The organism is Flavobacterium cheongpyeongense (assembly GCF_003202435.1).
Classification (GTDB): domain Bacteria; phylum Bacteroidota; class Bacteroidia; order Flavobacteriales; family Flavobacteriaceae; genus Flavobacterium; species Flavobacterium cheongpyeongense.
The window spans coordinates 196,143-220,293 of record NZ_QJHK01000001.1; the positions used below are offsets into that span (position 1 = coordinate 196,143).

Consider the following 24,151-nt stretch of genomic DNA (forward strand, 5'->3'; position numbering starts at 1 on the left):
TATGAAGCAATTTTACTTTAGCCTGCTTTTTTTAGGGTTTTCTTTTTTTATGTCTGCACAAGATATGGGAGGTATACCTGTGAAAGGTTTAATTCCTATAAAAAGAATGGATACTCCGGAAAATAATACAATTACAACTAATTCATTTAGATCTACATCTACTGCAAAGATGCTGTCTACAGCTACAATAACACCTACGGGTAACTCTAATGAGGTAGGAATTACCGAAGGGCAATTATCAGTTTCGCTTTCAGGAGGTGCTACTTACAACATTCCTATTATGGTTCCTTCCGGAATTAATGGGGTTATTCCTCAAGTAAGTTTAGCCTATAATAGCCAGGGAGGCAATGGCATGGCCGGATATGGCTGGAATATTACCGGAGTTTCCAAAATTACAAGGATACCTGCAACAAAATTTCATGATGGTGTGATTGATGGAGTAGATTTCGACAATTTAGATCGATTTGCTTTAGACGGACAACGACTGATAGTTAAAACCGGAACTTATGGTGCTAATGGAACCGTTTATGAAACAGAAAATTTTTCAAATATAAAAATTACTTCTTATGGAGTACACCCTGGTGGTTCTGCTTATGGTCCTTCTTATTTTTTAGTGGAATATCCTGATGGTTCAAAGGCCTATTATGGCAATTCTACGGATTCAAGAAGTATAATGGAATATTCCATTACCTATTGGGAAAATCCACAGGGAGTTCGTATCAGTTATACTTATAATAATATCAATAACAGCTTAAGCATTGCTACTATTAATTATGGAACATTAGGAGCAACAACTGGTATAAACAAAATTCAGTTTAATTATAATACGGCTAATAGGTCTGAAGAATTTTATGTAGGCAGTCAAAAGATTGTACAGGACAAAATTTTAAACAACATTGTTGTTACAGCTAATAGTGTTGGTTTTAGAAATTATCAATTGGCTTATAATACAAATTCTCTGGGCTATCAACGATTGACAAGTATAACCGAAAAAAGTGGTGATAATACCAAAAGCTATAACCCTACTGTTTTTACTTATGAAAACACTAATGATACAATTGCGTATGCCAATATTACTAGTAGTTTAAGTGTTGGAAATATAACTTCTTTAAATGCAGGAACTGTATCCGGGGATTTTGATGGTGATGAAAAAATGGAGTTTATACTTTATCCAACTACTGGTACGAATAGCAAAGCTAAGTATTGGTTATTTTCGGATCTTGGTGCAGCAAATTACACCAATTTTGGATGGGAACACAATGTAGGAGCATTTCAGGAAATTTTCCCAACCACTTGGTTAAGCTGGAATAATCACCTGATGCCTAAGCAAGGATGGACTGTCGTTAAAAGTACAGGAAGTAATTACACCTTTACAGTATATTCTAATAGTGGTACTACACCCATACTATATCAATATGAAAGGGTTGTAAATTTTCCAACTATTGAAATTCCGGACGGAACATGTGATTCTAATTGCCAGTCTGTAGGTACTATAACGACAATTTTACCTAAGAAGATAATCTCTGGTGACTTTAATGGAGATGGTTTAACTGATGTAATTGCAATTGATAAGACTCTCGGTTATGGGTATTGCGATTGGGATAACTATGATCAAAATTGTACAACTAGAACTTCAAGTGAATCTTCTAAAAAGGTTTATTTTATAGATCTAAAGCGGGACAATACCGGTAATTTTTTGACTTATTCTGGTGAATTGTCAACATATCTAACAGCTTCTACAAGGGTTGAAGCTGCCGATGTTGATGGAGATGGGAAAACAGATTTTATGATTTTTGAAAATGGCAAAGTGAGCACATATACGCTTAATGATACAAACCAGTTGTCTTTATTGTCAATCTATACAGATACAAATATATCAGTCGCTAGCACTAAAACAATTATATTAGGTGATTATAATGGTGATCGTAAAACTGATTTTATCATTCCTAGTGGATATGGTTCTACAACGTGGTATAAATATACTTCTACAGGAACCAGTTTTATAAAAACGGTTCAAACTTATTCCGGAATTAGCTTTTTACAAAACAATTCTACAAATACCTATAATTACATTGCATCAGATTATGATAAAGATGGTAAATCGGATTTAATTTTAACCAAAAGTAACCGTAATTCAGGAAATACCTCAGGTAACTTAACTGTTACATCTTATAAAAATCTTAATGGGATTTTCAACAACAGTAGTTCAGTTGCAGCTAGTAGCCCTTATGTAGCCGATATTAACCTCAACTCACTTCCTATTTATCTCCCTACAGGAAAAGGAATTCAAAGCAAAGACAAACCTTATAACCCAACGCTGGAAATTGCGTTCTTAAGTAACAATAAAATTTTCTATTTTAATTCTGGTAAGGATAATACTAAGGATCAATTGTTACGCTCCATTAGAACAGGAAATGGTGTAACGGAGTCGATTACCTATAAACCCTTGAATTCAGATTTTGATAGTAATACTGGCCCCTCTAGTACCATTTATAACAGCTCTTATTCAGAGGTTTACCCTAATTCCAATATTGAATCGGCTTCCAGCATGCAGGTGGTTTCTATGTTAGAAAAACAAAGTACTACAGATTATAAAAAACAGTTGTATTCCTATTATGATGCGATTTCAAATACTGAAGGTTTAGGCTTTTTAGGCTTTAAATCAACAGCTACTACCAATTGGTTTGACAATAATAATCCTATTATTTCAACAGTATCAAAATTTGATACTAACCTGCGTGGAGCAAATACCGAAAGCTATACTGTTATTGGGCAGTACAACGCCAGTAGCTACGATGCTCCGTCTGATTTTATTAGTAAATCAACATCCAGCTACACTAGTACTTTAAGTGCTGCTAAAGTATTCAATCTCAAGCTTACCAGTTCTCAACAATACAATGGACTGGAAAATACCAGCACAGAAACTTCCTCCATTGTGTATGATGTTTATAATAATCCAACAACATCAACAGTTACAGTAAAAGAAGGAGGTGCAACCCAACAAACTACAGTAACTAATTTGACGTATGCTACGCCTACAAGCTCTCCTTATGTTGTAGGCAGGCCTACGAATAAAACCCAAAGCGTGACAGTTTCAGGAGACACTATGACTACTGAAGAACAATACGTTTACAATACAGGTGGTTTATTGACTCAAGTGAAGAAAAAAGGACATAATACTAACTTTATTACCGAAAACAATATCTATGACTCCTTTGGCAACATTATCAAAAAAATAATTTCGGGTAATAATGTTTATCCAAGAGAAACAATTTATGAATATGACCCTTCGGGAAGATTTTTAACCAAAAGCATTGATATAGAAGGACTAGCAACCACTTATAGTTACAATACTGCTAATGGTGTATTAAATTCTGAAACCAATCCGTATGGATTAACTACTTCGTATTTATATGATGCCTGGTTCAAGAAAACAAAGACTACAGATTACTTAGGGAAAAATAATATTTATACCTATACCCGAACTAACGAAAAGGCAAAAATAACTACAACCGGTGATGACGGCAGTTTTAATGAAGAACTCTATGATGATTTAGGACGAAAAATAACCGTCAGTGCAAAAGACTTAAATGGGAATATCTCGAGTGTTTCTTATCTATATGATATTTATGACCGTAATTTTAAGGTAAGTGAACCCTATGACGGCAGTAGTGCCACGCAATGGAACGAAACCCAATATGATGCTTATGGCAGACCAACCCAAAATATCTCTTTTACAGGCAAAACGACAAGCATCAGTTATTCCGGTTTGACCACTACCATTAATGACGGTACTAAAACAAAATCAGTAACCAAAAATGCATTAGGCAATACAGTATCTTTGACCGATACCCCAGGCGGAACGCTTACCTATACTTATTTTGCCAATGGCAATCTAAAATCATCCAATTATAATGGAGAAGTAACGACTATTGAGCAGAATGGCTGGGGCAGAAAAACTAAACTTACTGACCCATCGGCTGGTGAATATAATTACACTTATAATGATGTAGGGCAGGTCTTAACCGAAACAACACCTAATGGCACCACAACTTACACCCTAAACACAGTAGGCAAACTAACGCAAAAAACAATTGTAGGAACGAATACCAACAGTACAACTACGTATGCCTATGATGCTGCCAGCAAATTACTAACATCCAGTACTTTTGTTGATGCCTTAGAAAATAATGCAACAACTACAACTGTTTATACGCATGACAGTAATAAAAGATTGACCTCTTCGGTTGAAACAACTCCTTATGCCAGCTTTACCAAACAACTGACTTATGATGCCTTTGGCAGGGTAGATACTGAAACTTCAACGGCTACTGCAGCTGGAAAATCAAATACCAAGACTGGGCAGCAGACCTATAAAAACGGACAGCCCTGGCAAATAATAGACGCAGCCAATTCTCAGGTATTATGGCAAACCAATACCATTAATGCAAGAGGACAGCTTACTGGCGCGACTATGGCTAATGGAAATATTTCCATTACAAATACTTATGATTCTTACGGATTTATTTCTCAAACCAAACAGGATCGATTGATTGTTTCCCCGGGAAACATCATGACCCTTAATACGGTGTTTGAACCTCAAAAAGCAAATTTAACCAGCAGAACCAACAATTTATTCAACTGGAATGAAAGTTTTACTTATGATGCTTTAGACCGCCTTACTTCGTTTAAAAACACCGCAGGTATAACCGAAACGCAAAGCTATGACGACCGCGGAAGGATAACCCAAAATGCAGTAGGAACTTATAATTATACCAATACTGCCAAAGCGTACCAAAACACCTCGATAACAGTTACGCCTGACGCTTTAACTCATTATCAGGTAAATCAGGAGCAAAATATTACCTATAATGTCTTTAAAAGCCCTTACCAGATTGAAGAAACAGGCAAGGATAAAATTAGTTTTACATACAATGATGCTAACAATCGTAGTACCGTATTTTATGGTAGTATCGATAACGACAAACTATTAAGACCCTTACGTAAATACTACTCTGCCGATGGCAGTATGGAGATTAAACACAATATTCAAACTGGAGCAGTAGAGTTGGTAACGTATATAGGCGGCGATGGTTACAGCGCTCCTGTAGTGTTAAAAAGTGATGGCACTACCCAAAATTATCTATATTTACAAAGGGATTATCAGGGCAGTATTGTTGCCATAAGTGATGCCACAGGACAAGTGCTGGAAAAACGTTTGTTTGATGCCTGGGGGAATGTGTTAATACAAGATGGGCCAGGAAATACATTAAACGGTCTTAGTTTGTTGGATAGAGGTTATACCGGGCATGAACATTTGCAAAGTGTAGGACTCATACACATGAACGGGCGTTTGTATGATGCTAAACTGCACCGTTTCCTGCAGCCTGATAATTATGTACAAAATCCTGATGATACGCAAAACTATAACCGTTATGGTTATGTGCTGAATAATCCATTAAAATACACAGATCCTAGTGGGGAGTTGTCTTTTAAGTCGGTTTTTAAAATAATTAAAAATGCTTTTAGAATAGAAATGGGATTGTTCCAGGTAGATAAAAACAGAACTTTTGGAGGACAAGTTTTGCAAATATTAGGAAGATTTACTTGGGAATCAGCGCAAACAGACCTTGGCAAATTATATACCCAAGTTAATAATATTACTGGAAACGTTGATAGAGTAGATTATTTTGGAGGTGCTACTTTTGCCACAAATGAAAACAGTAAAAAAAGGAATGGGATTACTTTTGGTAATTATATTAACATTAATACAAAAGATAAAATCGAAGGAAGCTTTGAAAATAGGGTACTGACAGATCAATTGTATATGCACGAATATGGGCATACTTTAGACAGCCAGTATTGGGGAGGATTTTATTTACCTGCAATTGGTATACCAAGCGGAATAAGTTCTTGGAAATCAACTGAAGATGAACATCATCATTATTGGACTGAAACAAGGGCAAATAACAAAGCTTCAAGATATTTTAAGAAACATTATGGAATTGATTGGTTGAGTTTAAGCGAATCATCGGACTATCCAACAAACTAAAAAAACAGATTATTATGAAAAATATATATTTAAAAGCATTACTTGTGTTATGTTTATTTTCAAGTTGTGAAGAGGCAAAGTTTACTGTTTATACTATTATTGTCAAAAATAAATCCAATCATAATATTCAATTTTTTGTTGCCAGGCCAGGTTCAGAGTTTTTATACCCTGATACTACACTGCCAACCAAAAAAATAGGTAGTCCTGTAATTTTTCCAAGTTTATCAGGTTATGTCGATTCGAGTATAAAGTGGGAGAAACAATATTCAAAATTGCCTTCGGACAAAATGAGTATTTATATTTTTGATTCGGATACCTTAAAAAAATACGATTGGGAAGATGTACGGTTGAATTATAGAATTTTAAAACGATATGATTTGACATTACAAGATTTGCAAAGTACCGATTTTTATGTCAATTATACGGAGTAGCTGCGCAATCTATTGGTTCGGGTTTCAAAAATACTTCTATACTTAACAATCAATTTAGGATCTTTGGAGGTATGTTTCAAGGTAATATTAGGCAAATAGGAAGTAGATTTACCAAAGAGTCACCTCAGACTTTACTTGGTTTAGGTGTGTCATTAGGAGCTAATGCACTTGGACGAGTAAGAAGTGTAAATTATTATGGTGGAGCAACAGTGGTGCAGCATTACACCCGCTCCGCAAAGTGTTATTAGAAAGCGTGAGTTGCTACGCAAAGTCTCATGACTTTGCGCATTTTTAAAAGTTCTTGAAAGCCTTAAAACATGATAAAAGTCTCCTGACTTTTTCCGTGAATGTCTTAATAATTGTATTTGTTTAAAGGATTGTCGGTGCGTATGCAACTACCCAAAAAGTTCGTAGCAGCATACACGAAATGTTACAAAATCGGAAAACTTCACATACTCGGGCAACGATTGGAATGCCGGTTCAGGTATTTGGTTTGTGACAGATGTTAAACCTTCTGCTACAGTTATTGCGGGAAATATTAATACTGCAACTAACGAAGCTCAACTAGCTTATGAAAAGTCCTTACAAAGCCAAACAGAACCAACAGGTATGGGAATACAGCAAGTAATAGTACCGATCAGACATTACTTAGGTATCATACTTCACCTGAAAGCATAAAAGCTATTAAAGAGTCACAAAAACTTTATACGTTGCTGTAGATTTGATATAATTCTTTAGTTTGACTACTATTGTTAAATAAAATGCGTTTCTAATTCAATTTAGAAACGCATTTTTAAATATGAAATTTAAAGTTATTGAACCTGCTTTTTATAAATCGAATAAATAGTATCTATTGTTTTTCGATCTAAAATAGAAGAGGCGTCAGTTTGGATATAATGCAACTTAAAAGCCATTATTGCTGCTGAAAGATTTTTAGTGTTATAACCAATAATTCGCAATGCAGGTTCAATTTTAAAATCAAAAGGAGCTTCTTCTAAAATTTCATCAGGCCATATTCCGAATCCTTTTTCAGCTAATGTCTTCCATGGAAATAAGGCGCTTGGATCTTGTTTTCTGCCTGGAGCAATATCAGCATGCCCTAATATATTTTGTGTTGGAATGTTATAATCTTTTTTCAATTTTGTCAAAAGAGCAATTAAACTTCCAATTTGAGCTTCAGTAAAGGGTTTGAAACCATTATTGTCAAGTTCGATACCGATAGAGCTTGAATTTAAATCTGTATTTTTCCCCCATGTTGAAGCACCTGCATGCCACGCCCTTAAATAATCATTTAACATCTGAACAACTTTTCCGTTTTCAGAAATTATATAGTGGGAGCTTACCTGTGTTTTTGTTTTTGTAAAAGTGCTAATGGTTTGCTGTAGGGAATCTTGTGCAGTATGATGAATGATAATGAAACTGGGTTTTCTCAGATTGAAGTTGACAGTCCCTATCCATTCTGTGCTGATACCATTTAATAAGGGTGTAGATCCTGTTTTTGATAAGGTATCTTTTACAATACCTAATTGCGTTGCGTAAGTAGTATCAATGATAACCGGGGTAGCTGGTATTGGCGCAACTTCTTTGCTTGTAATTTGATTTTCTAAAGTTTTAAGCTGCTGATCATAAACTTTTTCTGTTGTTCTGTAAGGGTTTTTTGTTCCGCAAGAAGTAATTATAATTGCTGAAATGAGATAACAAAAATGTTTTTTTAACATGTTTTACATTTTAAGATTAAGTAGAAATAGTTAGTCTGCAGGTTTTATTTCTTCAGTATCTTCTTTAACTTCTTTTTTTTCTTTCTTCTTTTTTGACTTAGTCTTTTTTATTTCTTTAAAATTAGCCATAAAAGTTGTGTATTTTTCTATCTGTGCAGGATTTAAAAAAGCGGTTATCTTTTTAGTCGTAACTTCTCTTAATGCATTTATTTGTTCAATTTTCTGATCCTGACTACTGCTTTCGTTTTTTAAGAGAACACCTTGTTCTCTCATGCTGTCTGCTAAAACATTGGTAATGGCAATGACTTGCAATTCATCAAGATTTACTTCAGGTTTCATTTGTTCAACAATTTTAGCAGCTGTTTCTTCAACCGGTACTTCTTTAGGTTTGCTTGGGCTGCTTTGTGGGCCCTGCATCATGCTTCTGTCCATGCCCATTCCGTTGCCTCTGCCGTAACCGTTTCCATAACCGTTATTGTAGCCATTTCCATACTGTGCCAATACAGATGTAAAACTTAATAAAGCAAAAGCTAAAATAAAAAAAGAATGTATAGATTTCATAAAAGTATGTCTAAGTTGATAATGAATAATCAATTACCGTAAATTTAAGCAGGTTCTCCGTATAAATCAAATTCTGTTGCTTCTATTATCTTGATATTAACAAATTCCCCTGTTTTTACATAATGTTTAGAGGCATCTATTAAAACTTCATTATCGACATCCGGACTGTCAAATTCGGATCTTCCAACAAAATGGGCGCCTTCTTTTCTGTCAATAATACATTTGTAAACCTGACCTACTTTTTCCTGATTCAAATCCCATGAAATTTGCGATTGTAATTCCATAATCTCATTGGCTCTGGCTTGTTTTACATCAGCAGGAACATCATCTTCTAATAAATAAGCATGAGTGTTTTCTTCATGAGAATAAGCAAAACAGCCCATTCTGTCAAATTTCATTTCCTGAACAAAATCCTTCAAAATCTCAAAATCTTCCTGGGTTTCGCCCGGATAACCAACAATCAAAGTAGTTCTGATGGCCATTCCCGGCACCGCAGCACGAAAATCTTTCAATAACTGAGTCGTTTTAGCCTGAGTTGTACCACGACGCATCGATTTTAAAATTTTATCCGAAATATGCTGTAACGGAATATCAATATAATTACAGATTTTAGGTTCGCGTTTCATTAATTCCAAAACATCCATCGGGAAACCGGTAGGATAGGCATAATGTAAACGAATCCATTCAATTCCTTCAACGGCTGCCAATGCTTCTAAAAGTTCAGCAAGATTTCTTTTTTTATAAAGATCAAGACCGTAATAAGTTAAATCCTGAGCGATCAAAATTAGTTCTTTTACGCCGTTTTTGGCTAAACCTTGTGCTTCCTTTACTAATTTTTCAATTGGTTGAGAAACATGTGAGCCACGCATTAACGGAATAGCACAAAAACTACAGGGTCTGTCACAGCCTTCGGCAATTTTTAAATAAGCGTAATTTTTTGGAGTAGTCGTTAAACGTTCCCCTAATAATTCATGTTTATAGTCGGCACCCAGAGCTTTCAGCAGCTGAGGCAATTCTGTTGTGCCAAAATATTGGTCTACATTCGGGATTTCTTTTTCTAAATCCGGTCTGTAACGTTCAGATAAACATCCTGTAACGAAAACCTTATCAACTAAACCTTTGTCTTTTTTATCAGCATACTCCAAAATCATATTTACCGATTCTGCTTTTGCATTGTCAATAAAACCACAAGTGTTAATTACGATAATGTTTCCTTCTTCTTTTTCAGGTGCTTCATGCTGTACTTCTTTGCCATTGGCGCGAAGCTGACCCATAAGCACTTCACTGTCATATACATTTTTCGAACACCCAAGAGTGATTACGTTAATTTTATTTTTTTTTAAAGACCTGGTTCTCATACTTTTATAAATTGGAGTGCAAAATTACACTTTTTTATTCAAACACGGCTTGTTTAGAGTTGTTTTAGGTGTTTTTCAGGAGCTATTTCCCGCTATCCGTTCCAATCTTTCACTTTTTAAAGAAAAAGCGAAAGGATTTCCACTGCTATCCTACCGTCTGGACACATCTTGGAATAATTGCCATCCCTGCATAATTGAAGTAAATTTTTGCACTCCAATCCAAAATGTAGTTATTCCAGGTTTGCGTTCTGAAGTATAGCCTTTCCATCCTCCTAATCTGGCAATTGCCCAAACATAACGTTTTAAATCTTTGTCCAGATAAGGGTTTTTCAACTTTTCAGTCTTTCCTTCTAAAGCTATTATTTGATATTCCAGACATTTTATTTCATCTTCTGAAAAACAACTACCAGATTCAATTTCTTCTTCAGGACAATTATAGGCTATTTGCATTAAAAATAGCTTCACAATAGTTTCCATCATCAGTAAAGAAAGTTTACGTATGGATTTAGCATAAGTTAATTCACTTGCTTCTATGTTAAAACCTTCTTTTTTCAAGATTCTAAAGACTTCTTCTATAACCCATCGGCATGTATACCAGGTAATACAGTTCAAAGCTGTTTCTATATTCTCAATATTTATAGTGGTCAATAATCTCCAACATATCGGATTTTCAACATCGGTATTTATTTCTTTGGCTTCTATGATATTGAGTGTGATGTTTTGCGGAGCAGTTTTAGAACTTAAGTCATTTTTATTTATCCTCACTTCAGAGAAGCGAACTTCTAAAATTGCTTCTCTTTTTTTTATATTCTTTCTTTTATCTCCCTCCAATTCTATTCTATAAGTTCCTTTGGATGGCTGGTCTGCGATATAATCAAAAAGCTTTGTCTTGTCTGAAAGAGTTCTATTTGCTCTTGCACGAACCAATAGATGTGTTCTTTGATCTGGAACAATCCCGAATTGCTCATAAATATCGCCTTCTCTATCTTGAATGATTATGATTTCTTTTGCCTGGCTTAATACCTTTTTTGAGTTTTGAGAAGATTCTATCCATTTATTAAGATTCTTTTTCTTCTATGGGAAGTTTATTGTAATCCCGGTCTTTTTTAGTTAATTTCTCTAATGGCCTATTCCATATCTTAACATCAGAAAAGCCATAAGGAACTAAGGTCTGAGCGTCTAAAACAAAACTAGGGTGGAGTAAAAATCCAATACCTCCCTTAACAGCATTAGTCCTACCAATATACTGGTCCTTTTTTACTCTGTTTTTATGGTTATATAAATTAACTTCAGTAGTGTCCTCAATGCACAGAAGAACTTTATTTGCACTAGAGAAAACACAGTTAGCCGTCATGTTCCGTATAATATCAGCTTCGGAAACATTATCATTTTGTAAAAAACGATAAAAAGATTTTGCCTCAGAATCACTTTGAGTAATTTGACGAATCGAATGAACGCTATTCTTGAATAATTTGTCTAAAATTATATTGCCTCTCTTCAATAAACGAGGATCCTTTATATCGCTTAATAGTCTTTCTTTCAAAACTTATTTTTTTAACAAATATAGATATTTGTGTCCAGACGGTAGACTGCTATCGGGGCTAAAAAAAATCCGCCGGGTAAAGACCAGACGGAAATCTTCATTCATCTATTTAATTTCTAATTACAATTCAAATAATAAAGTAAGTGTAACATTGTTTAATTTTGATGTAATATGTGCCGGATCAGTTAATCCGGTTGCAAAAAAGCCCTGACTGGTTTTTCTTTCTGTAAAAGAATAGGCGAGATCTAATTTTGTTGCCCCAAAGTTGTAACCCAAACCACCGGAATAACTATTTAGGTCTCCGATAGTTTTTTCGTTTTTATATGGACTTCCTTCAAAGCGATATCCTCCGCGTAAACTCAGGCGTTTGATTTTGAGTTCACCTCCAATCCGCAATTCACCATTTGATAGTAACTCATTGTTCATAGAGCTGTTTAATTCTTTAAATCCCGAATCGCTGGTTGGTTTAAACTTAGTATTTCCGTAATCCTTAATAGCATAGTCAATACTAATTAATCCTGTTTTTCCAAATATATAAGCACCGCTAAAAGTGAATTTTCCCGGAGTTTGCAAAGTATATGATTCGTAAACGTTTGTAATGTTTGGGTTTACACTATAATCAATAGCTTGATTAGCATTGTTCTCTGTTGTAGAATACAAACTTTGAGAAATTTCATCGTATAAAGTGTACCATGTATTTGACTCGTATGCCAATCCAAGTCTTAAAGCATTAGTAACTTTAGCAATTGCACCTAACTGAAACGAAAATCCGTTTCCGTAAGTGTATAGATTGTTATTGAAACGTACATTAGATATGGTTTGTGTTGGTTCTAGATCGTTACTGTTTCTTTCAAAAAAACTGCTAGAACTTCTGTAGTCTGTAACATGAACATTTACATTGGCTCCCAGATAAATACGGTCTTTATATGACGTTGCGATATTAAAACTCAGTTTACTGTTGTATCCCTTTGTGTCAATTTCATTTTCCTGATAGTAATTTCCTCCGTTGGGAACATTGGTGTTGTATTTTGTATTGTTAAGGTCTAGGGGGGTATCAGGATTTATAATGTATCCTTCATATCCAAAATGAGCTTGCTGTTCTTTGTATGACATATTTTCATAAGGAACTGTTTGTAATGTTTCTAATGAAACTCCGTTAGCAAACTCTAAAAAATAAGCATCAATGGAGTTGTATTTATTTGTGCCTTTCGAGAAAATATTATTATTGAAATTATTGGTGTTCTCGTACGTAGCCCCGATAACAATTTTTTTCCAATTATTATTTGGATTACGATCATTAAAAACAAAAACAGCACCAGCTTGATTTAAAATAAAGGAATTTTCTTTGTCGCTTGTTTCTTCGTTAAAATAATTAGAGTTGTTTTTGATATTATGATTACTCAAAGTAATTCCAACCTGGTTGTTTAAAAAGATGGCAGATCCTGCAGGGTTGACACTTAAGGAAGAAAGGTCTCCTCCGAGTGCACCAAAAGCACCTCCCATGGCTCTAAAACGGGCAGTTCCGGTTATGTTGTCCTGTGCATATCGCATAGCGTCTGAAATTTCCTGAGAATGTGTGACACTGACAGTTAGTCCTGTTATAAGTAGGATAAGTGTTTTTTTCATTTTGATCGAGTTTTAATATGTAATCAGATACACTGAAGAAGAAAATGTTACCTTCTTCCGCCGCCGCCGTAAGATCTTCCGCCGCCGCCACTGTTTCCGCCAGATGATCTCATGCTTCCGCTACTACTTCCGCTGTTGTTGTATGAACGGGAAGATGATGAAGAGGAATTCGGTGTTGAATAGCTCCTTGAGGAGTTGCCGCCGTTATTGTTGTAAGTTCTGTTAGTAGTGGTACTGCTTGATCTTCTGCTAAAGTAGTCAGTACTGTTGCTTTGTGTTGTTGTGTTTCTTCGATTTGTAAAAGTCGGACTTGAATTATAAGTTCTTCCATTTAAAGAAGAGTTTCTTCTGTAATCTGAATAACTGTTTTGTCTGCTTGTTAAGCCTCTGTTGGTTGTGTAATTTCTGCTAGAGGTATAGTTTCTACCTGTGCTATAGTTTCTTCCGGTGTTATAGCTTCTGTTAGAAACATAATTTCTTCCTCCATAGTAAGCAGCAGATCCTCTTCTTCCGTAGTTATAAGAGTAGTTGTTGTATCCGTAACCTGCTCCCCAATATCCTGAATAACCCCATCCAGACCCCCAATATCCGGCGTGTCCCCATCCGTATCCAGGGTATCCCCAATAACCTCCTCCATAACCCCATCCGTAATAAGGTGAGTTCCATCCGTATCCATAATAAGGATATCCCCATCCAAATCCCATTGACCAATATGGGTCTGAATAAACGTTTATTGAAACCTCTGAACTGGAACTTCCCCATGCAGGATATGCAGTAGGCGCAACAGCAGTTTGCGTGCTGTCAGTTTCTGTGTAATTACTGTAACTGTCTACATCTGTAAAAATTTCTGTAGGCATATTGTCATCTTGTAACGCCTTAAAATACTCCTGATATTGGTTATTAGTAGCAGTTGTAGTTGACTGGGCATAGGCATAGGTGCGGGTACTGCCATAAACTCCATCGTTATCATTATATGAAGTGTTTTGGTAAGAACCACATGATGCTAATAGAAAACTCAGCATTCCAATTGCATAAAAATAAACTGAGTTTTGGCGAAGGTATATAGAAGTTTTCATATCTGTGGTGTTTTTTATTGTTGCACATTACAAAAATAGTTAGTTTTGTCAAACTATTTAGTTAAAAAAATAAAACAAAATTTGTGCCAAACTATTCAATATGAGTAAGAACCTCACTACAAGATCAGAAGATTATTCGAAATGGTATAACGAACTGGTTGTCAAAGCAGATCTAGCAGAAAATTCAGGAGTAAGGGGATGTATGGTTATTAAGCCATACGGATATGCTATCTGGGAAAAAATGCAGGCAGAGTTAGACAGGATGTTTAAAGAAACCGGACATCAAAACGCATACTTTCCTTTGTTTGTGCCTAAAAGCATGTTTGAAGCTGAAGAAAAAAATGCAGAAGGATTTGCGAAAGAATGTGCTATCGTAACACACTACAGGTTAAAAAACGATCCTGATAAACCGGGAAAATTAATGGTGGATCCGAATGCTAAATTAGAGGAAGAGCTTATCGTTCGTCCAACAAGTGAGGCCATTATCTGGTCTACATATAAAGGATGGGTGCAGTCTTATAGAGATTTACCTTTGTTGATTAATCAATGGGCAAACGTCGTGCGTTGGGAAATGCGAACCCGTTTGTTTTTAAGGACTGCTGAGTTTTTATGGCAGGAAGGGCATACGGCACACGCTACAAAAGCAGAAGCAGTAGAAGAGTCTGAGAAAATGATGAATGTTTATGCAGATTTTGTAGAAAACTTTATGGCGATTCCTGTTGTAAAAGGTATAAAAACCGAAACTGAACGTTTTGCAGGAGCAGATGAAACCTATTGTATTGAGGCCTTAATGCAGGATGGAAAAGCATTACAGGCAGGGACATCTCATTTTCTGGGACAGAATTTTGCAAAGGCATTTGATGTGAAGTTTGCAAACGCTGAAGGAAAACAGGAACATGTTTGGGGAACTTCCTGGGGAGTTTCAACTCGTTTAATGGGGGCTTTGGTTATGACACATTCTGATGATCAGGGATTGGTTTTGCCTCCAAATTTAGCGCCTATACAAGTCGTAATTGTTCCAATTTATAAAACAGATGAGCAGTTAGCCGAAATTACGGCTTCGGTTAATGATTTGACAGCTAAACTTAGAAAGTTAAAGATTTCTGTTAGGTATGATGACAGAACAACTCAAAAACCAGGATTTAAGTTTGCAGAGTGGGAATTGAAAGGGGTTCCTGTCCGAATTGCTGTTGGTCCAAAAGATTTAGAAAATGGAACTTTTGAGGTTGCAAGACGTGATACATTGTCGAAAGAAACAGTCTCTGGTGAGGGAATTGTAAATTATATAAATGAGCTTTTAGAACAGATTCAGACAGATTTATTTAACAAAGCATTAGACTATCGTAATGCACATATTACGGAAGTGAATAGTTTTGAGGAATTTAAAGAGGTTTTAGAGGGTAAAGGAGGGTTTGTTTCGGCTCATTGGGATGGTACAGCTGCTACTGAAGAAAAAATAAAAGACTTGACAAAAGCAACGATTCGTTGTATTCCTTTAAGTCATCTGGAAGAGGCGGGAAGCTGTGTGTTTACAGGGAATCCATCTGTAAAAAGAGTGTTGTTTGCGAAGGCTTATTAAAAAAAAAATATTTTTTTTGCATCAGGTATTGTACATCTTAAAAATAGTTGTATTTTTGCATCCGCATTAGAGAAACACGGTCCGTTCGTCTATCGGTTAGGACGCCAGGTTTTCATCCTGGTAAGGGGGGTTCGATTCCCCCACGGACTACTTTTTTTATGCGATTTAAGTTATCTAACTTGATGTTAATGGTCCGTTCGTCTATCGGTTAGGACGCCAGGTTTTCATCCTGGTAAGGGGGGTTCGATTCCCCCACGGACTACTAAATTAGTTGTAAATAAGTTTTATAAAATAAAAATTGGTGTCTCGGTTTTTATTTTGTTAGTTAAAACCAAAGTGATTGTTTTGCAATTGTGGGAGGTTTTTCTTTTTTAACTAGTATTTATAATAAATTATTACATCTAAAATTAAAAAAAATGGCAAATCATAAGTCAGCATTAAAAAGAATCAGAAGTAACGAAAAAAGAAGAGTTCTTAACAGATACCAACATAAAACTACTCGTAATGCTATTAAAGCATTAAGATTAGCTACTGAAAAATCTGATGCTGCTTCTAAATTATCAACTGTAATTTCAATGATTGATAAATTAGCAAAAAAGAACATTATTCATGATAATAAAGCTTCTAACCTGAAGTCTAAATTAACGAAACATGTTGCTAAATTGTAATTAATTACAATTTCCCAAATAATATAAAAAGTCCTCTTTTAGAGGACTTTTTTGTTTAAAAAACATAAAATTTAATTTTTGAAATTTGAAAATAAGAAATAAACAGATCAAATAAGTAATTAGATTGACATATTTGTTAATTTTGTATTCTAAATTACATTTCAGATGAATACTCATTTGTTTAAAGAAAGTCCTTTCAGAACTATAATATCATTTCATAAATTAATTGAATCTTTCGAAGAAATTGCCTTGTCAGATGTTGATTATCGATCAAATTATGCAAAAGCAATCCTGAAAGAAATAGAACCTCTTCCGGAGTTTAGAACAGGTATTGAAGATTATAAGATTATTCAAAAAAATGAAGGCCTGATAAAAAACCTGTTGGCAGATTTGTTTCCGACTGCCTTAACACATAATGAAATAAAAGCAGTTACAATTCCATTTCAAAATTTAACTTTCAATTATACAGAGCGATTCAGGAAAATTTTGAGTAACGCAGGCTCGGAATTTGATATGGAAATCCGTGATTTTGATGAGCATCAATTTTATATTAACAACTGCTGTCTGGTTTTAAGTAGTTACTACAAACAGCATATTGATTTTAATAAACCTTTTTTCTATGATATTCCAAACGAAGAAGGAGTTGAAAAACACTATCGGATTTTGTACAATGCCGATTTTATAGAAATTATTCCAACAGAACGTGCGGTGCATTTAACTCAGGAAGATATTGATTTGTTGATTGATAATTATAATGATATTGATTTGTGGAAATCTAAATTTCCAAAAGAGAGCTGGCTTTTGAGGGGGTTTGGAATTGTTTCTTTATTTGATGCTACAACAGAAAGTGCTATTTCGACTTTAAAAAGTAATTTATTAAAATCAGATCCAAAAAGCGTTGCGAAAGAACAGGAAATCTCAAATATTTTTCAGTCAATTTTTAATATTCCAAACTTAAAAGTTGGTTTTATTATTTATAACCCGGAAGAAGAAAAGTTGATTCACCCACAAAAGCATGAAACAGAGCTAAAAAGTTTTTTACTTTCTTCTGATCAGGAAGTCGATTGTAAAAATGCTTTTTTCGGATATTCTTTTGACAAACTTTTAGACAATAAAGAAACTTTTGTAATTTCTAATGTGACTAAATTTATAGAAGAATCAACAAATAAAAGACTTGGAGAACATTTATTAAGTCAAAATATTCATAGCTGTATTTTTGCACCGGTTATTAAAGACGGAAATTTATTGGGCGTCTTTGAATTGGTGTCAGAAAAGCCTAAAGCTTTAAATAGTGTAAATGTGACAAAACTAGAATTGGTTTTACCATATCTTACGGATACAATTGATCGTTATAATACGGATATGCAACATCAGGTAGAGGCTGTTATTCAACGCGAATACACAACAATTCATCCTAGTGTTTACTGGAAATTCAAAAAAGAGTCTCAGAATTATTTTCAGAATAATAATCCTTCGAAAGATTATATTTTTAAAGAAATTGTTTTTAAAAATGTTTTTCCGCTTTACGGACAAATTGATATTAAAAGTTCGTCTGAACATCGCAATGAAACAGTTAAAAGGGATTTGAAAAATCAGCTTAGTACTATTTTAGAAATTTTTGAAAATCAAAAGCCTAATAGTAGTTTAATGCTTTTGGAGCAACGTAAATTTGAATTAGAATCGCTTCGGAATGAATTAGACGAACCCTTAAAAGCGGATACAGAACAACACATTCAGCGCTATATTGAAGAAGAAATTCATCCTATTCTAAAAAACACAAATGATACAGCAAAAAATAAAAAATTAGAAGAACTGTATTTTCAAAGTCTGGATGAAAAAACAGGAATGTTTTATCAGGAAAGAAAGAAATTTGATAATGCTATGTCGATTATCAATAAAAAACTAGCTTCGGTTTTAGATAAAAAACAAATAGAAGCACAGCAGATTTATCCACATTATTACGAGCGTTTTAAAACAGACGGTGTTGAGCATAATTTGTATATAGGCGCATCAATTTCTCCTTCGAGGCCATTTGATATTATGTATTTGCATAATCTTAGATTGTGGCAATTACAGACCTTGTGTGAAATGGAATTAGAGCATCATCAGCTTAAGGAATCACTTCCGTATGAATTGGATGTGACTTCATTAATTTTGGTTTTCAGCGTTCCGCTTTCTATCCGTTTTCGAATGGATGAAAAGCGTTTTGATGTTGATGGAACCTATAATGCAAGATATGAGGTTGTTAAGAAACGTATTGATAAATCAAATATCAAAGGAACAAATGAAAGAATTACAGAAAAGGAAAAGATTACAATTGTCTATTCTCAAAATAATGAAGAAACAGAATATTTAAAATACATTAAATACTTACAGCATAAAAAAATACTAGAGCCAGCTATTGAGCAGTTTGAAGTTGAAGATTTACAAGGTGTTTCAGGATTGAGAGCGATTCGAGTAAAAGTAATTAATCAAAACGCAGGTCAGTCAATAAAAAAAATAACCTATCAGGATTTATTAGATGAGCTCAACTAAATTAGTTGAGCTTTCTTAAATGCTTTTAAATGCTATTACAAAAGCAATTACTGTAATAATAAGTCCGATCATAAAAAAGTTGTATGCAATTCGCAGCAGATTATATTTTCGTTGTAAAACCAAACCCAGATAATATAAATCTTTTATCATAGTAGAATATAAATACTCCCGGTCTTTCATCATTTCGTTCATAGCCCACTCATATTCGTTTAATGGCATTTTATAAAAATTCCCAAAAAACATTAGGTTTACTTTTTTAGCTTCTACGTCTTCGCGTGTAAAGATACCAGAGGTCACTTTAGGTCTTGTTGATAGAATAGCAAAAATGATAGTAATGACGCTTGAGATCAGCATTATAAAAGTAGGGATAACCAAATGAACATTTTTAGGGCTATCTAATTTTGGAATAATAGAAGAAAGTGCAATTGAAATAATAATAGCATTTACGGATAATAAAATATTCGCTTTGCTGTCAGCAATTCCGCTTAGACGTGTATGATTGCCTAAAGTAACACGAAATAGCGTATCAACACCGCGATCCGTTTTTTCTGATTTTTCCTTTTTCTGATTTTCATCTTTAACAGCAATGGCTTCTTTTGTTTCTTGTTTGTTTATTTTTTTCTGAATTCTAACCAGGTTTTTTTCTTTCAAAGGCTGCCATTTTTTTTGAGCATAATCCGTATAAAATCGATGTCTTGTCATTAAAAATTTGAAGTTTTCTGTAGCCCATTCCAAATTAGAAAAATCTACAATTCCAGTATTTTTTAATTCCAGGCGTAATAATTCACACGTACTCGTATATTCGGGACTAATAATGTGTATGAAGTCCGCATCTTTAATTATTTTTTCTAAATGATTTTTTGGTTCATATTCTTTGGCTGTAGCCGAAATCAGTTCACCTACTTTTTTTATAAAATCCTCTGATTGATTGCTTTTTTTTAGAAATTCTGCAGCAATCTTTATACTTTCATTTTCGTGATTTTCATAACCTTTTGTGTATCCGGTATCATGAAACCATGCGGCAACCAAAAGTAATTCCTTCTCGTCAGCATTTATTTTTTCTTTTTCACACAATTCTTTTGTTGCATTTACCACACTTTGAGTATGGCTAAAATTGTGGTAAGAATATAAATTAGATAGTTTATCTTTGAGTAAATTAATAACGAAATCTTCGGATTGTTCTACTAGATTCATAGAGAATATTTTTTATACCACTAAATTATGAAATTGTTTTTGGATAATCATTTTATTGCAAAGATTAAAAACTTTCTTTTGACAACAGCGGCTATTTTTTTTCTTTATTCCTGTGCAACACACAAAGCGCAGTACGGAAAAGATGTAAGTGTTAACGAAACACAAAACGCAACAGATACCATAAAAATTGCGCATACTTTTTATTTAGTTGGAGATGCTGGCAATGCTGATGAAGAGCAGGCACAGCAAACACTGGAATTGTTGCATCAAAAACTTAAAAAGTCTAATAAAAAAGCAACTTTATTGTTTTTAGGAGATAACATCTATCCAAAAGGGTTTCCGAAAGACAATAATATTACTGATATTACTGAGGCAGAAAAAAAACTAACGAATCAATTAAAATTAAGTAAAGGATTTAAGGGGAAAACGATTGTAATTCCAGGAAATCACGATTGGTACAACGGAATAAAAGGATTGGAACGCCAAGCTGATTTTGTAACCCAATTTTTAAATGATAAAAAAGCATTTCTGCCTAGAAAATCCTGTCCAATTGAAGATGTAAAAATTGACAGCACTATAGTATTAGTAACTGTTGATAGTGAATGGTTTTTAGAAGACTGGGATAATCACCCAACAATTAATGACAATTGTGATATTAAAACCAGAGAAGATTTTTTTGATGAACTGGAAAGTGTTTTTAATAAAAATCAGGAAAAAACAGTGGTGCTTGCGATTCATCATCCTTTGATGAGCAACGGAACGCATGGTGGTCAGTTTTCATTAGAAAAACAATTGTTCCCTTTAGAGAAAAAGATTCCGCTTCCGGTAATTGGGTCGTTTATCAATTTACTAAGAAAAACATCTGGTGTGAGTCCGCAGGATCTTCAAAATAAACAATACACGATTTACTCAAAAAGAATTAAAACACTCCTTCAAAAGCAAAAAAATGTGATTGTCGTTTCAGGACATGATCATAACCTTCAGTATATCAGTAAAGAAAATATCAGGCAGATTATTAGTGGAGCCGGTTCAAAATCTGAAGCTGCAAGAGCCATCAACTCGACTGATTTTTCATATGGGGGGAATGGTTATGCAACTTTGACTTTATACAATAGCGGTGATGCAAAAGTAGCCTTCTTCGGAAATGAGAATAACAAGGAGAAAATGCTTTTTGAACAGGAAATCATAAAAACGAAAGAGTTTAACGGGGCTTCAGATATTTCGGATAAATTTCCATCAACTATTAAAACTTCAATCTATTCTCCTGAAATGACCGATAAAAGTTTGTTTTATAAGCTCTTATTTGGCAAACATTACAGAAAATTTTACAGTATGCCAATTGAAGCCAGAATAGCTACAACCGATACTTTAAAGGGCGGCTTGATACCTATTCGGGAAGGTGGTGGTCATCAATCTGTTTCATTACGAATGTCAGATCCAAAAGGCAGGGAATATGTGATGCGGGCTATGAAAAAAAGTGCAACCGCATTTTTGCAGTCGGTTGCTTTTAAAGACCAATACGTTGCGACCGGTTTCCAAAATACATACACAGAGGATTTTTTACTCGATTTTTACACGACGTCTCATCCATACACACCTTTTGTAACTGCGAGTATGTCTGATCAGATAGGACTTTCACATACGAATCCGGTTTTATATTATATTCCGAAACAAGAAGGATTAAAAGAGTTTAACTCCAGTTTCGGGAACCAGTTGTACATGGTTGAAGAACGTCCGGCAGACAATCATCTGGATGCTAAAAATTTTGGAAATCCATCTAATATTATCAGTACAGATGATATGATGAAAAACCTTCACAGGGATGAGAAATATACAGTCGATGAAAAGGAATATATAAAAGCCCGTTTGTTTGATATCCTGATTGGTGATTGGGACAGGCATAGCGACCAATGGCGCTGGGGTGAATATAAAAAAGAAGATAAGGTTATTTACAAACCAATTCCGCGTGATCGTGACCAGGCTTTTGTGAAGTATGATGGAGCTTTACTTTCGCTTTTAATGAATATTCCTGCGCTTCGTCATATGCGTACTTTTAAGGGTGATAAAATCAATGTTAAATGGCTTGGAAGAGAACCTTATCCAATGGATTTGGCTTTCCTGAGAGCGGCAGAAGAAAACGACTGGATTGCTCAGGCTAAATTTATTCAGGAAAGTTTATCAGATACGGATATTGATAACGCTTTTACAAACATGCCAAAAGAAGTTCAGGATGAAACGGTAGAAGACATCAAAAATAAATTAAAAAGCAGAAAAAAAGACCTTCAAAAATATGCTTCTGAATATTTTGATGTGCTAAGTCGTACCGTTATGATAGCCGGAACTGATAAGAAAGATAAGTTTGTTATCAGTCATAAGTCGAAAAAAAGTATTGAAATACAAGTTTTCAGGCTTAAAAAAGAGGGAGAGGAAATGGTTTATAAAAAAACTGTAACTGATACCAAAACCCAAAATTTATGGATTTACGGACTTGATGACGATGATGTTTTTGAAGTAAAAGGAAATCAAAAATCAAAAATAAAGATTCGGTTGATCGGAGGCCAGAATCATGATATTTATACTATCGAAAATGGTAAAAAAGTGATTGTATACGATTTCAAATCCAAACCAAACACCTATAATTTAGATTCGAAAGCCAAAACACAGCTTACGGATGACTATGATGTTAATTTGTATAATTACGAAAGACCAAAATATAATGTAGTCGCCGGACTTCCCAATATTGGTTATAATCCTGATGACGGGGTGAAAACGGGAGTTAATATAAACTATATAGTAAATAATTTTCAACAGAATCCCTATACGCAAAAACATATTTTTAACGGGTTTTATTATTTTGCTACCGGAGGTTTAGAATTTAACTACGAAGCTCATTTTCCGGGACTATTAGGAAAATGGGTAATAGATGTTGATTCTCAGTACACCACACCAAATTTTGCGATGAATTATTTTGGATACGGCAATGAAACTGATAATAATGATAAAGATCTAGGAATGGATTTTAACAGAGTTCGTATAAGGAAATTGCATGTTTCTGGTGCTGCAAGGCATGTGGGGCGGTTTGGAAGTGAATTTAGCATTCAGCCTATTTTTCAAAGAATGACGGTTGAAGAAACAGATGACAGATTTATCGGCATTCCGGTCATAGTAGATACTAAAGTGTTTGACAGCCAGAATTACGCAGCCGTAAAAGTAAAATATGTTTTTAAAAATGCTGATTTTGCAGCAAAACCTACACTTGGTATTCACTTTATGATTTCGGGTATGTGGACCACTAATTTAATTGATGCCGAACAGAATTTTCCAACGCTTGAAAGTACTTTAGGTATTACTCATAAAATAGATCATAACGGAAAATTAGTTTTCGCAACTTCTTTTAAAGGTAAGGCCATTATGAATGATAATTTTTACTTTTATCACGGTGCATCTTTAGGAGGTGATTCTGATTTACGCGGTTACAGGAATGAACGCTTTCTGGGGAACTCTTATTTTTCTCAAAGTACAGATTTGAGATGGAGTATTGGAAAAATCCATCGTATTATAGCACCTATGACCTATGGGGTTCTCGCAGGATTTGATTACGGAAGAATCTGGCTTGATGGAGAAAATTCAAAAAAATGGCATCAGGATTTTGGAGGAGGTCTATGGCTGAATGCTATAAACTTAGTTACGGCAAGAATCTCTTATTTTCAGTCACCAGATGAGCGTGGAAGAGTGGTTTTTGGAGCCGCCTATAGTTTCTAGACTAAGATAGGATGCTAAAGTTTTAAGGGTTTCTGACCCTTAAAACTT

At 34.5% G+C, this 24,151-nt stretch carries 14 protein-coding genes and 2 tRNA genes; 8 read left to right on the plus strand and 8 right to left on the minus strand.

Annotated elements, in window-relative coordinates:
- The first annotated feature begins 1 nt into the window (after position 1).
- Positions 2-6,052 carry an RHS repeat-associated core domain-containing protein gene (locus tag DMB65_RS00865; protein WP_110304787.1) on the plus strand — a complete coding sequence of 2,017 codons (6,051 nt, stop codon included), beginning with the start codon at positions 2-4 and terminating at the stop codon, positions 6,050-6,052.
- A gap of 14 nt (positions 6,053-6,066) precedes the next feature.
- On the plus strand, positions 6,067-6,483 hold the full coding sequence (locus DMB65_RS00870) for a hypothetical protein (protein ID WP_110304788.1): 417 nt from the start codon (positions 6,067-6,069) through the stop codon (positions 6,481-6,483).
- 812 nt (positions 6,484-7,295) lie between these two features.
- Here the strand turns inward: DMB65_RS00870 and DMB65_RS00880 are convergent.
- From DMB65_RS00880 to DMB65_RS00910, 7 genes are all read right to left on the minus strand, one after another.
- A complete protein-coding gene (locus DMB65_RS00880) occupies positions 7,296-8,201 on the minus strand; it encodes an N-acetylmuramoyl-L-alanine amidase (protein ID WP_110304790.1) in 906 nt (301 codons plus the stop codon).
- Between the two features lie 30 nt (positions 8,202-8,231).
- Positions 8,232-8,762, minus strand: coding sequence for a hypothetical protein (locus tag DMB65_RS00885; protein ID WP_110304791.1), 531 nt, complete (start codon positions 8,760-8,762; stop codon positions 8,232-8,234).
- A 44-nt stretch (positions 8,763-8,806) separates the two neighbouring features.
- Complete coding sequence (gene rimO, locus DMB65_RS00890; protein ID WP_110304792.1) at positions 8,807-10,120, minus strand: 30S ribosomal protein S12 methylthiotransferase RimO; 1,314 nt, start codon at positions 10,118-10,120, stop codon at positions 8,807-8,809.
- A gap of 150 nt (positions 10,121-10,270) precedes the next feature.
- Positions 10,271-11,170, minus strand: a complete 900-nt coding sequence (locus DMB65_RS00895) for an IS4 family transposase (RefSeq protein ID WP_110304793.1) — start codon at positions 11,168-11,170, stop codon at positions 10,271-10,273.
- A gap of 7 nt (positions 11,171-11,177) precedes the next feature.
- Positions 11,178-11,663: a transposase DNA-binding-containing protein gene (locus DMB65_RS00900; protein ID WP_110304794.1), complete on the minus strand. Its 486-nt coding sequence runs from the start codon at positions 11,661-11,663 to the stop codon at positions 11,178-11,180.
- 120 nt (positions 11,664-11,783) lie between these two features.
- Positions 11,784-13,289 carry an OmpP1/FadL family transporter gene (locus DMB65_RS00905; RefSeq protein ID WP_110304795.1) on the minus strand — a complete coding sequence of 502 codons (1,506 nt, stop codon included), beginning with the start codon at positions 13,287-13,289 and terminating at the stop codon, positions 11,784-11,786.
- A 47-nt stretch (positions 13,290-13,336) separates the two neighbouring features.
- Positions 13,337-14,365, minus strand: a complete 1,029-nt coding sequence (locus DMB65_RS00910) for a hypothetical protein (RefSeq protein WP_110304796.1) — start codon at positions 14,363-14,365, stop codon at positions 13,337-13,339.
- 100 nt (positions 14,366-14,465) lie between these two features.
- Between DMB65_RS00910 and proS the strand changes: the two genes are divergently transcribed.
- From proS to DMB65_RS00935, 5 genes are all read left to right on the plus strand, one after another.
- The gene (gene proS / locus DMB65_RS00915) at positions 14,466-15,944 is read left to right on the plus strand and encodes a proline--tRNA ligase (RefSeq protein ID WP_110304797.1); all 1,479 of its coding nucleotides are present in this window, start codon (positions 14,466-14,468) and stop codon (positions 15,942-15,944) included.
- A 78-nt stretch (positions 15,945-16,022) separates the two neighbouring features.
- Positions 16,023-16,094: transfer RNA gene (locus DMB65_RS00920), tRNA-Glu, on the plus strand.
- A gap of 40 nt (positions 16,095-16,134) precedes the next feature.
- Positions 16,135-16,206: transfer RNA gene (locus tag DMB65_RS00925), tRNA-Glu, on the plus strand.
- 154 nt (positions 16,207-16,360) lie between these two features.
- Positions 16,361-16,612 carry a 30S ribosomal protein S20 gene (gene rpsT / locus DMB65_RS00930; RefSeq protein ID WP_007803459.1) on the plus strand — a complete coding sequence of 84 codons (252 nt, stop codon included), beginning with the start codon at positions 16,361-16,363 and terminating at the stop codon, positions 16,610-16,612.
- A gap of 165 nt (positions 16,613-16,777) precedes the next feature.
- Positions 16,778-19,147, plus strand: a complete 2,370-nt coding sequence (locus DMB65_RS00935; RefSeq protein WP_110304798.1) for a GAF domain-containing protein — start codon at positions 16,778-16,780, stop codon at positions 19,145-19,147.
- A gap of 15 nt (positions 19,148-19,162) precedes the next feature.
- On the opposite strand, the gene DMB65_RS00940 is transcribed toward DMB65_RS00935, so the two are convergent.
- Positions 19,163-20,341 carry a Pycsar system effector family protein gene (locus DMB65_RS00940; RefSeq protein ID WP_110304799.1) on the minus strand — a complete coding sequence of 393 codons (1,179 nt, stop codon included), beginning with the start codon at positions 20,339-20,341 and terminating at the stop codon, positions 19,163-19,165.
- 27 nt (positions 20,342-20,368) lie between these two features.
- Between DMB65_RS00940 and DMB65_RS00945 the strand changes: the two genes are divergently transcribed.
- Positions 20,369-24,103: a metallophosphoesterase gene (locus DMB65_RS00945; RefSeq protein WP_110304800.1), complete on the plus strand. Its 3,735-nt coding sequence runs from the start codon at positions 20,369-20,371 to the stop codon at positions 24,101-24,103.
- Positions 24,104-24,151 lie beyond the last annotated feature (48 nt).

Bases quoted from the DNA above. Each gene is read 5' to 3' on its own strand.
- DMB65_RS00865 (WP_110304787.1), top strand. From the start codon at position 2: ATGAAGCAATTTTACTTTAGCCTGCTTTTTTTAGGGTTTTCTTTTTTT.
- DMB65_RS00870 (WP_110304788.1), top strand. From the start codon at position 6,067: ATGAAAAATATATATTTAAAAGCATTACTTGTGTTATGTTTATTTTCA.
- DMB65_RS00880 (WP_110304790.1), bottom strand. From the start codon at position 8,201: ATGTTAAAAAAACATTTTTGTTATCTCATTTCAGCAATTATAATTACT.
- DMB65_RS00885 (WP_110304791.1), bottom strand. From the start codon at position 8,762: ATGAAATCTATACATTCTTTTTTTATTTTAGCTTTTGCTTTATTAAGT.
- rimO (WP_110304792.1), bottom strand. From the start codon at position 10,120: ATGAGAACCAGGTCTTTAAAAAAAAATAAAATTAACGTAATCACTCTT.
- DMB65_RS00905 (WP_110304795.1), bottom strand. From the start codon at position 13,289: ATGAAAAAAACACTTATCCTACTTATAACAGGACTAACTGTCAGTGTC.
- DMB65_RS00910 (WP_110304796.1), bottom strand. From the start codon at position 14,365: ATGAAAACTTCTATATACCTTCGCCAAAACTCAGTTTATTTTTATGCA.
- proS (WP_110304797.1), top strand. From the start codon at position 14,466: ATGAGTAAGAACCTCACTACAAGATCAGAAGATTATTCGAAATGGTAT.
- rpsT (WP_007803459.1), top strand. From the start codon at position 16,361: ATGGCAAATCATAAGTCAGCATTAAAAAGAATCAGAAGTAACGAAAAA.
- DMB65_RS00935 (WP_110304798.1), top strand. From the start codon at position 16,778: ATGAATACTCATTTGTTTAAAGAAAGTCCTTTCAGAACTATAATATCA.
- DMB65_RS00940 (WP_110304799.1), bottom strand. From the start codon at position 20,341: ATGAATCTAGTAGAACAATCCGAAGATTTCGTTATTAATTTACTCAAA.
- DMB65_RS00945 (WP_110304800.1), top strand. From the start codon at position 20,369: ATGAAATTGTTTTTGGATAATCATTTTATTGCAAAGATTAAAAACTTT.